We start from the raw sequence: 8262 nt of genomic DNA on the forward strand, positions 1-8262 counted from the left end.
CCGGGCAGGGCGGCCGTCTACTCCCAGGCGGCGGTGAGGGCGTCGTCGATCCCGTCGCGCACCGCGCTTCGCACCTCGTCGATCGCCGGCGGGGCCCCCGGGTCCTCCCACACGATGGGCCGGCCCGCGGCCAGCACGGGGCGTCGCGGAGGTGTCCTGGCGTGCTCCCGCCCGTGGTAGACGATCCCGACCGGCAGGACCGCCACCCGGCCGCCCTCCTCGCGGACCCCGCGGACCATCTGGCCCACCCCCTTCTTGACCGAGTCGAGACGGAGCGTGCGGAGGTCGTCGGCCGAGGAGTTGGTCCCCTCGACGAACGTCAGGACCACGCCGCCCGCGGTGAGACGATCCACGCAGATACCGATGAGCCGGGCCGCCGCCGCGTCGTGCACCTCCCGAGCCGTGCCCTGGTAGTTCTTGGCCCGGAACACCGGGACCGTCCCCGTGTACTCGAACACCGGACGCAGCGGGCCCCGGAAGAGCGGGTCCTTGGTCAGGCCGGTGCCGCTCGACAGGAACCGGACCCGCTTGTCGAACACGCCCGAGGCCAGGACGAACGGGTCGTGCTTGGACGGGTGGTTGGCGGCGACGACGATCCCCACCCCGGCGTCGTGGAGACGGTCCAGCTCGGACACGGTCTCCGGCGCGATCCGCAGCTCGGGGGCATAAACGGCCCCGACGAGGGCCAGCAGCGGGTGGGTGAAGCCGTCGCGCCGCCGACCGGGGCCGTAGAAGTCGTACACGGCCTCCCAGTTGGCCACGGTCACCTCTGGCCGCGCACCCCGCCTGCCGCCTGCGTTCATCCCCCCAGTGTCGCCGAGCAGCTGCCGCCCCGCACCCGGATTGCGGCATGCTCGAAGGGTGAACGCTCCCGGGATGACGTCATGAGCCCCCGCCTCCTGCTGGTCGCCCACGGCACCCGGGCGGCGGCCGGCCGCCGCGTGCTGGGTCGGGTCCTGCTGGAAGCGCGTAAGCAGCTGGCCGGCGTGGACTGCCGACTCTCCTGGGTGGACGTCCAGTCACCCGGCCCGGGCCGGATCCTCACCGACGGCGCACCGACGGTCGTGGTCCCGGCCTTCCTTGCCCGCGGTTACCACGTCACCCACGACGTCGGGCAGGCCTGCCGCGACGCCCCCGGCCCGGTCGTCCAGACGCCGCACCTCGGTGCGGAACCGGAGGTCGTGCGGGCATTGATGCAGCGGCTCGCCGAGGCCGGCGCGGTGGGCGCGTTCGGCGCGGACGCCGTGGTCCTGGGCGCGGCGGGGAGTAAGAACGCGTCGTCGATCGCGGAGACGAGGGCGCTCGCCGACAGGCTCTCCGACCTCATGGGCGTGCCGGTGACCTCGGGTTTCGCCTCCGCGGCGGTCCCGACCGTCGCCGAGGCGGTCGAACAGTTCCGCACCGGGGGGCGACGTCGGGTGGCGGTCGCGACCCACCTTCTCGCCCCCGGTTTCTTCGCCGATCGAATGGCCGCGGCAGGCGGGGATATCGTCTCTCCGCCACTCGGCGCACACCCGGAGATCGTCGATCTCATCGTGCGGAGATATCGCGAGAATTCCGACTCTTTCGGCCACTGAACAACTGTGGAATGTCCCCGAAAAGTTCAGCACTGAAAACATTGTCGAGAAGCGTTATCCAAAACATACGTGTGCGTATGTCGACTTCCCTGTGCATAATGTCTTCATATAGAGAACAGAGTCGGCCAAGGGAGAAGAACACATGGCACAGCAGTTCCAGGTGCAGTACATCGACGACCTCGACGGAACGGATCTCGGCAGCGACGCCAATACGATCACGTTCGCATTTGACGGTAAGGAATACACGATCGACCTCAGCGACGAGAATGCTGAGAAATTCCGCGAGGTAATGGCTCCGTACGTGGAGAACGGCCATCGTGTCTCGTCCAGTGGCAAGGCCAAGCCTGCACGCCGGGCCGCGGCCAAGTCGTCGTCGTCGGGCGATACCAAGGCGATTCGCGAATGGGCCCGCAGCAACGGTTACGAGGTCTCCGACCGCGGCCGAATTCCGTCCGACATCATGGACGCCTACGCCGCGGCCAACTGATACGGACACCGGTCTGTACGACCAACACACGGACGCGGACTAACCCTGTCGCCACTCGACGAGGCGGCGAGCTGGAATCGCGCACAAAGTAAGGCCCGTAGTCCCCGCGAGGGGCTGCGGGCCTTTCTTTTCGCACGCTGACCTTTTCGCACGCTGACCTTTTCGCACGCTGACCGCTCGGGGCCCGCCGACTCTCTCGAGTTGCCCGGCCCGGCGCCGAATTCCCTTGTCCTGGTTCAGCCGGGTCGTGCGTCTGGAACGGACCGAAGACGGCGCGCAGCCATGCGTGGATCGGAACACCGTCACAGCAGGTCGGACACCGTTGCCACGGCGTGCTCGGCGGCGCCGTTCCGGCGCAGGACGTGGGCGTGATGGCGGTGCCACGACGTCGGCATCACGGCGTCCGCCGCGACACGCCACGCCGCTATGACGCCGATGTCGTCGTCGTCGTCGTACCCTGCCGGGGTGACCCCTTCCTCGCCGCGCGCGGCCACCCGCGCCTCGACCCAGGCCGCGACCCGCGCCCCACACCACGCCCAGTACGACGAGGCGCTGCGCCGGGGGATCCTCGACGAGGCCACGCGACGGCTCCGGGACGCGGCGCCGGAGACGCTGGGACTGCGGCCGCTCGCCGCCTCCCAGGGCACCTCCACCACGGCGATCTACACGATGTTCGGCGGCAAGTCCGGCCTGCTCGCGGCCGTCGCGCACGAGGCCGACCGGCAACTGGCGGCCGCCCTGCGCGAGTCGCTGCGGCACGACAGCGTCGAGGGCGACATGCGGTCGCTGTGCCGCGCGTACCGGCGATGGGCACTGGAGAACCAGGGCCTGTACGGGCTGGTCGTGGGCGAGCCGGTGCGGTCGCCGCGAGCCGGGATCGCCGGGGCCGGGGACGGCAGGGGTGGGGACAGTGCCGTCGACGCGCTGTGGCGCGAACCGCTGCTCGAGGTGGTCGACGCGGCCGTCGACGAGGGCGTGTTCCGGTCGGCCGACGTGCACGAGACCGCCACCGCGATCTGGGCGTCGCTGCACGGGGTCGTGTCGCTGGAGCTGAGTGTGTGGCGGTCCTCGCCCAGCGCCGAGCAGTACTTCGAGACGCAGCTCGCGGCGATCCTGCGGTCGTGGGCGGCGGGGTCGGCGGGCGGCTCGGCCGGGTTCGGCGCGTACGCCGGCGCCACCGGCACGGACGGGGTGGCCCGATGAGCGAACGCGCCTTCTTCACCCTGGACGACAGCGGGGCGTACCTGCCCACCCGGTACGCCCGCAGCGCCTGGTCGGACAGTATGGTCAACGGCCCGGCCGTCGTGGTGGCGGCCGCCCGGTCGCTCGAGCACGAGTTCGGTGCCGAGGAGTTCCAACCCGCCCGCCTCACGGTGGACCTGTTCGCGCCGGTGCGCAACGAACCCCTGGTCGTGCAGACCGAGGAGATCCGCAGCGGAAACCGCATCCGCGTGGCCGACGCGCGGCTGATCCAGGGGGGCAAGGCCGTCGCCCGCGCCACGTTCGTCCAGCTGCGACGCGGTGAACAGCCACCGGGAACGGTGTGGGTGTCCGGCCGGGAGCTCGCGGCGCCGGCCGACGCGGATCCGGGGGAGACCGGGCCGGGGACCAACGTGTTCTTCGGCAGCGGCGAGCCCGGCCCGTCGTGGGACCGCGACATGGGCGTGCACCAGAACGACCAGCGGAAGCGCTTCTGGATCCACCCGCTGGACGTGGTGGAGGGCGAGCCAGCCTCCCCGTTCCAGCGGGCCGTGATCGTGTCCGAGTCCACGAGCCTCATGACGCACTGGGGCGACGAGGGGATCGGCTTCATCAACGCCGACCTCACCGTGGCGCTGGCCCGGCTGCCCCGGTCGGGGGACATCGGGATCGAGGCCGACGAGCACGTCAGCGCGGACGGCGTGGCGGTGGGCACCGCCTCGCTGTTCGACCGCGACGGAATGTTCGGCACCGGCACCGTGGTGGCGGTGTCGAACGCGGGGCGACAGATCGACTTCACCCGCCGCCGGGCGGACGGCAACGACCGCCCCGGGTCCGACGAGGCGACCCGCGTATGACCTCCCGGCTCGCCTACTCCAGGATGCTCGACGCGCTCGAGGCGCAGGTCGGGCTGGTGCGGTACGCCCTGGCCGGGGACGGGCTCGGGACCGGTGCGGACGTCACCGCCCCGGTGGCCTCGTGCCCGGGCTGGTCCGTGCACGACCTGGTGGTCCACCTGGGCGCGGTCAACTGGTGGGGCGCCGCCACGGTCCGCGAGGCCACGCCCGACACCCGGACCGGGGGAAGGGGAGCGGTCATGGAGTCCGCGCCGCCGGTGACCGAGGGCGCCGCCGCGCTCGCCGACTGGTACTCCGGTCTCACCGCCGAGATGATGACGACGTTCACCGACACGGCCCCCGACGCCCTGGTCTGGACTTTCTCCGGCCCGGGCCGCGCCGACTTCTGGCCGCGGCGCCAGCTCCACGAGACCCTCGTCCACCGCTGGGACGTCGAGAACGCCCTGCACGGTGCCACCGCGACGACGCCCGTGCCGGAGGACGTCGCCGTCGACACGGTCGACGAGTTCTGTACCGTCATGCGCCCGCACATGGCCGCCCACGTCCCGCCGCTCGCGGTGACGATCCGCCTCCGCGGCGTCCCCCACGCCCCGGAGGGCCCGGCCGCGGTGGGCCTCGCCGCGGGCGCCGAGCCGGTCGGGGCGAGCGCCCTCGGCGCGCTGGAGTGGGAGCTGCCCGGTACGGACGGTGCGGGCCCCGACTCCACGGGCGCGGTCGAGGTGGCGGGGCCGCCGGAGACGCTCGCCTTGCTGCTGTGGGGCCGCGTCGGCGCCGACGCCGCGGGCCTGGAGATCATCGGTGATCGCAACGGCCTCGACGCCGCCCTGGAGGCCGGACTGTCCACGTGAGCGGACCGACGCAGTGAGGTTCCCCGCCGCGGTGGCGCTGGTCGCGCTCGGTGGCGCCGTGGGGACCTACGCGCGCGTCGTGGTGTCGCTGGTGGTCCCCGATCCGGCGCTGGTGGCGACCCTCGCCGTGAACCTGGTGGGCGCGTTCGCGCTCGGGTACCTGGCGACCCGGCTCGCCGACGGTGCTGACCGGGATGGTGCTCGCCCCGGCCGGGAACGACGACGAGGTGTGCGACTGCTGCTCGGGACCGGCTTTTGCGGGGGATTCACCACCTACTCCCTCATCGCCCTGCAGGCCGCGATGCTCATGGGCCGGGGCGATGTCCCCGTGGCCGTCCTCTACGGCGCCACCACGCTGGCGCTGGGCGCGGTGGCGACGATGCTCGGGATCGTCCTGGCGTCCCGGGGGCGACCAGACCGGGCGCGGGCGACCTCGTGAACATCACCGTGGTGCCCATGACGTGGGATGACGCCGCCCTGGCCGGGTGGCTCGCGCTGGGAGGGGGCGCCGGCGCGGCACTGCGGTACGTGCTGGACGTGGCGGTGTCGTCGCGCTGGCGGCGCCCGTTCCCGCTGGCGACGTCCCTCATCAACGTGTCGGGTTCACTGGCCCTCGGCCTGCTCGTGGGGTGGTTCTACGCCGGCGCGGCGAAGCCGGGGTGGTCACTGGCCGTCTCCGTGATCGGCACAGGTCTCCTCGGCGGGTACACGACGTTCTCCACCGCGAGCTACGACACGCTCCGCCTCGGCCGGGAGGGGCGGGTCGTCATGGCGCTGGCCTACGCGGTGGGCACGATGGCCGCGACGATCGCCGCGGCCGCGTCGGGCTTGTGGCTGGGCGAGTGGTGGGCCACTGTGTAGTGATGGGCACGGTGTAGTGATGGGGCATCGGATGTTCGTCGCGGTCGCGCCGCCCGACGAGGTTCGCGAGGAACTGGAACGGTTCCTCGAACCGCGGCCGGGTCTGGCGTGGACCAACCCCGCCCAGTGGCACCTCACCCTGACGTTCTGTCCCGACGTCGACGACTGGCGCCTCGACGAGCTGACGGAGCGTGTGGAGGCGGTCGCCCGGAAGCACGAGCCGTTCACGCTACGCCTGGCCGGCGCGGGGGCGTTCCCGTCCGTCGAGCGGGCCAAGGTGTTGTGGGCGGGGATCGACCAGCCCGAGGGGCGGCCGCTCCACGCGCTCGCCGCGGGCGCCCGTTCGGCCGTCAACGCGGCGGGCTGCGCCCCGGACGGCGCCCGGTTCCGTCCCCACCTCACGCTCGCCCGGCTCGGCGGCCGTGACGATGCGACCGCCTGGCTGCGGGTGCTCGACACCTTCACGAGCAGCCGGTGGGAGGTCTCCGAGATCGCACTCGTCGACTCGTTCCTCGGCGAGGGGCCGCGGGGCCGGGCCCGCCACGAGGTCGTCGCCCGATTGCCGCTGGGTGCGGGCGAGCGACGCTGGTGGGACCCGCCCGTGGGGTGAATCGGGCAGCCGGTCAGAGCATCGCGCACTGGCCTTCGCGCCCGCCGCCGACCTGGTTCGCGCCACCTGTCGGGGTCTGGGCGTTGGCCTCGCACTCGAGATCGCCGCCGATCGTGTTGCCCTCGAACCGCTGCGAATCGGTGTTCTCCTCCGACTCCAGGTCGCCACCGATGCGGACGTTCTCCACGATCGCCTCGCCACCGCGGTCCAGCTCGATCGACCCGGCTACCTCGCCGCCGGATACCAGGACGAAGGCGTGCCCCTCGGCCTCGATGTCCCCGGTGACGCGGATGGTGGTCGCCTCGAGTCGACCGCCGCCGAGGACGTCGATGTCGCCGGTGATGGTGAGGTCGGACAGTACGCACGTCTGCCCGTCGCGGACGGTGACATCGCCGGTGACGTCCTGCCCGGAGACTTCGGTGTCGCAGTTGGCGCGGTCGAAGTCGGTGGCCTGGTCCCGGCGGTCGCCGGCGGGTTGCTCGGTGGCCGGGGAGCTGACCTCGACGGGGGCACTGACCGTGGCCGTGACGGTCTCGGGCGCCTGCGCGTCCTCGGTGCCGTTCGAGCAGCCGGCGGCGGCGAGCAGTGCCGCGGCGGGCAGGGCGAGCAGGGCGCGGCGCCGGTCGGCGGTCGCTGTAGTGACGGGTGCTGTGGTGACGGGCGCGGCATGGACGGACATCGCGGACGACCTCTTCCCTCGGGGTGGTTCGACTCCACCGTAGGCCCGGCGGCGGACTCGGGTGGGCCCCGCGACGGCTACCGTATGGCGCGTGGAACTCATCGGGACCGTCGATCCGGCTCACCCTCTCGTCGTCGTCGCGCTGGAGCAGGAGGCACGGCACTTCGTCACCGACTTCCCAGTGCTCGTCACCGGCGTCGGCAAGGTGCGCGCGGCCGTGGCCGTCGCGCACGCGCTCGGTGGCGGGGCACGGCCGCGTGAGCTGGTCAACGTGGGCACCGCGGGCGGGTTGCACCCGGGCATGGAGGGCACGCACGAGATCGCGACCGTGTTCCAGCACGACTTCGACGACCCCGCCCTGCACGCCGTCACCGGCCGGCACGACGGCCCGCCGCTGGCGCTGTCCGCCCTGCGTGCGGTGACCCCCGAGCACGCCGCCGCGCCGTCGGGGCCCGGGGGATCGGCAGCGCCATTGCTCGCGACCGGCGACAGTTTCGTCGCGGGCGGCCCGGTGCGGGACCGCCTGGCCGGGATCGCCGACCTGGTGGACATGGAGGGGTATGCGGTGGCCGCGGCGGGCGCGATGGTGGGCGTGCCCACGCGGCTGGTCAAGCACGTCTCGGATGCCGCCGACGAGTCCGCGGGCACCACGTGGGTCGAGGGCGTCGACGCCTGCGCGCGGATCCTGGCGCAGTGGGTGGGTTACAGGTTGGGGTGAATGATCGAACGTGATCGAACCCTTGTGCTAGTGCGCCGGCGCGGGTATTGTCGAATGTAGGTTCGATGTCGATGTCGGTGGCGGAGGGGGTGGAATGGTGACGACGACGAGTGCGCTGTTCGCCGTACCCGAGCCCCTCGGCATGGTCGACATGGAGGCCGTCAGCGAGGCGGCCCGTGCCGCGACGCTGGCGCAGAACCGCGCCGGGGCCACACGGCTGGAGGCGGCACATGTCCTGGTCGAACAGTTCGCCCGGGCCGAGCAGGCACAGGCGGAGCAGGCCGACGAGGCCGGCGCCGGTTCGCGCCGACCCGCGTACGCCCGGCTGGATCCGGAGGCGCGGGCCCGCGATCACCTCGTGGCGGCGTGCCAGCTCACGTGTTGGCACGCCGCGCGGTTGGTGACGGCCGGGACGCAGATCCACC

12 protein-coding genes and 1 pseudogene are annotated in these 8262 nt (G+C 72.5%); 10 read left to right on the plus strand and 3 right to left on the minus strand.

Annotated features, from left to right (window positions below; all coding sequences use genetic code 11):
* Positions 1-17: 17 nt before the first annotated feature.
* Positions 18-803 (minus strand): 1-acyl-sn-glycerol-3-phosphate acyltransferase, encoded by a 786-nt coding sequence (locus NR111_RS16265; RefSeq protein ID WP_256821409.1) that lies wholly within the window; start codon positions 801-803, stop codon positions 18-20.
* Between the two features lie 81 nt (positions 804-884).
* Between NR111_RS16265 and NR111_RS16270 the strand changes: the two genes are divergently transcribed.
* Both NR111_RS16270 and NR111_RS16275 read left to right on the plus strand, forming a co-directional pair.
* A complete protein-coding gene (locus NR111_RS16270; RefSeq protein WP_067715385.1) occupies positions 885-1577 on the plus strand; it encodes a sirohydrochlorin chelatase in 693 nt (230 codons plus the stop codon).
* Positions 1578-1719: 142 nt separating this feature from the next.
* Entirely contained in the window at positions 1720-2064 is a 345-nt protein-coding gene (locus NR111_RS16275; RefSeq protein WP_067715382.1) for an Lsr2 family protein, read from the plus strand.
* A gap of 302 nt (positions 2065-2366) precedes the next feature.
* Here NR111_RS16275 and NR111_RS16280 read toward each other — a convergent pair whose 3' ends face one another.
* A complete protein-coding gene (locus NR111_RS16280; RefSeq protein WP_256821410.1) occupies positions 2367-2558 on the minus strand; it encodes a hypothetical protein in 192 nt (63 codons plus the stop codon).
* On the opposite strand from NR111_RS16280, the gene NR111_RS16285 reads away from it, so the two are divergent.
* The 6 genes from NR111_RS16285 to thpR are packed head-to-tail and all read left to right on the plus strand — an operon-like array spanning position 2530 to position 6440.
* On the plus strand, positions 2530-3267 hold the full coding sequence (locus NR111_RS16285; RefSeq protein WP_253701978.1) for a TetR/AcrR family transcriptional regulator: 738 nt from the start codon (positions 2530-2532) through the stop codon (positions 3265-3267). The two genes, NR111_RS16280 and NR111_RS16285, sit on opposite strands and share 29 nt — an antisense overlap.
* Positions 3264-4121 (plus strand): thioesterase family protein, encoded by an 858-nt coding sequence (locus NR111_RS16290; protein ID WP_256821411.1) that lies wholly within the window; start codon positions 3264-3266, stop codon positions 4119-4121. Before NR111_RS16285 ends, NR111_RS16290 begins: the two co-directional genes overlap by 4 nt.
* Positions 4118-4969, plus strand: coding sequence for a maleylpyruvate isomerase family mycothiol-dependent enzyme (locus NR111_RS16295; protein ID WP_256821412.1), 852 nt, complete (start codon positions 4118-4120; stop codon positions 4967-4969). Before NR111_RS16290 ends, NR111_RS16295 begins: the two co-directional genes overlap by 4 nt.
* 13 nt (positions 4970-4982) lie before the next feature.
* The gene (locus NR111_RS16300; protein ID WP_256821413.1) at positions 4983-5408 is read left to right on the plus strand and encodes a CrcB family protein; all 426 of its coding nucleotides are present in this window, start codon (positions 4983-4985) and stop codon (positions 5406-5408) included.
* Positions 5409-5425: 17 nt separating this feature from the next.
* Positions 5426-5830, plus strand: coding sequence for a CrcB family protein (locus NR111_RS16305; protein WP_256821414.1), 405 nt, complete (start codon positions 5426-5428; stop codon positions 5828-5830).
* Positions 5831-5849: 19 nt separating this feature from the next.
* Positions 5850-6440: an RNA 2',3'-cyclic phosphodiesterase gene (gene thpR / locus NR111_RS16310; protein ID WP_067715367.1), complete on the plus strand. Its 591-nt coding sequence runs from the start codon at positions 5850-5852 to the stop codon at positions 6438-6440.
* A 13-nt stretch (positions 6441-6453) separates the two neighbouring features.
* Here the strand turns inward: thpR and NR111_RS16315 are convergent, their stop codons facing one another.
* Positions 6454-7119 carry a hypothetical protein gene (locus NR111_RS16315; RefSeq protein WP_256821415.1) on the minus strand — a complete coding sequence of 222 codons (666 nt, stop codon included), beginning with the start codon at positions 7117-7119 and terminating at the stop codon, positions 6454-6456.
* Between the two features lie 91 nt (positions 7120-7210).
* Between NR111_RS16315 and NR111_RS16320 the strand changes: the two genes are divergently transcribed.
* Positions 7211-7837, plus strand: coding sequence for a nucleosidase (locus tag NR111_RS16320; RefSeq protein WP_067715362.1), 627 nt, complete (start codon positions 7211-7213; stop codon positions 7835-7837).
* Between the two features lie 94 nt (positions 7838-7931).
* Positions 7932-8262: pseudogene (locus tag NR111_RS16325) on the plus strand (HNH endonuclease); the annotation flags it as partial.

This window comes from Dietzia sp. Die43, from assembly GCF_024519835.1.
GTDB lineage: Bacteria > Actinomycetota > Actinomycetes > Mycobacteriales > Mycobacteriaceae > Dietzia > Dietzia kunjamensis.

Excerpts from the sequence above, each read along its gene's own strand:
- NR111_RS16265 (WP_256821409.1), bottom strand. The coding sequence starts at position 803 with ATGAACGCAGGCGGCAGGCGGGGTGCGCGGCCAGAGGTGACCGTGGCC.
- NR111_RS16270 (WP_067715385.1), top strand. The coding sequence starts at position 885 with ATGAGCCCCCGCCTCCTGCTGGTCGCCCACGGCACCCGGGCGGCGGCC.
- NR111_RS16275 (WP_067715382.1), top strand. The coding sequence starts at position 1,720 with ATGGCACAGCAGTTCCAGGTGCAGTACATCGACGACCTCGACGGAACG.
- NR111_RS16290 (WP_256821411.1), top strand. The coding sequence starts at position 3,264 with ATGAGCGAACGCGCCTTCTTCACCCTGGACGACAGCGGGGCGTACCTG.
- NR111_RS16295 (WP_256821412.1), top strand. The coding sequence starts at position 4,118 with ATGACCTCCCGGCTCGCCTACTCCAGGATGCTCGACGCGCTCGAGGCG.
- NR111_RS16305 (WP_256821414.1), top strand. The coding sequence starts at position 5,426 with ATGACGTGGGATGACGCCGCCCTGGCCGGGTGGCTCGCGCTGGGAGGG.
- thpR (WP_067715367.1), top strand. The coding sequence starts at position 5,850 with ATGGGGCATCGGATGTTCGTCGCGGTCGCGCCGCCCGACGAGGTTCGC.
- NR111_RS16315 (WP_256821415.1), bottom strand. The coding sequence starts at position 7,119 with ATGTCCGTCCATGCCGCGCCCGTCACCACAGCACCCGTCACTACAGCG.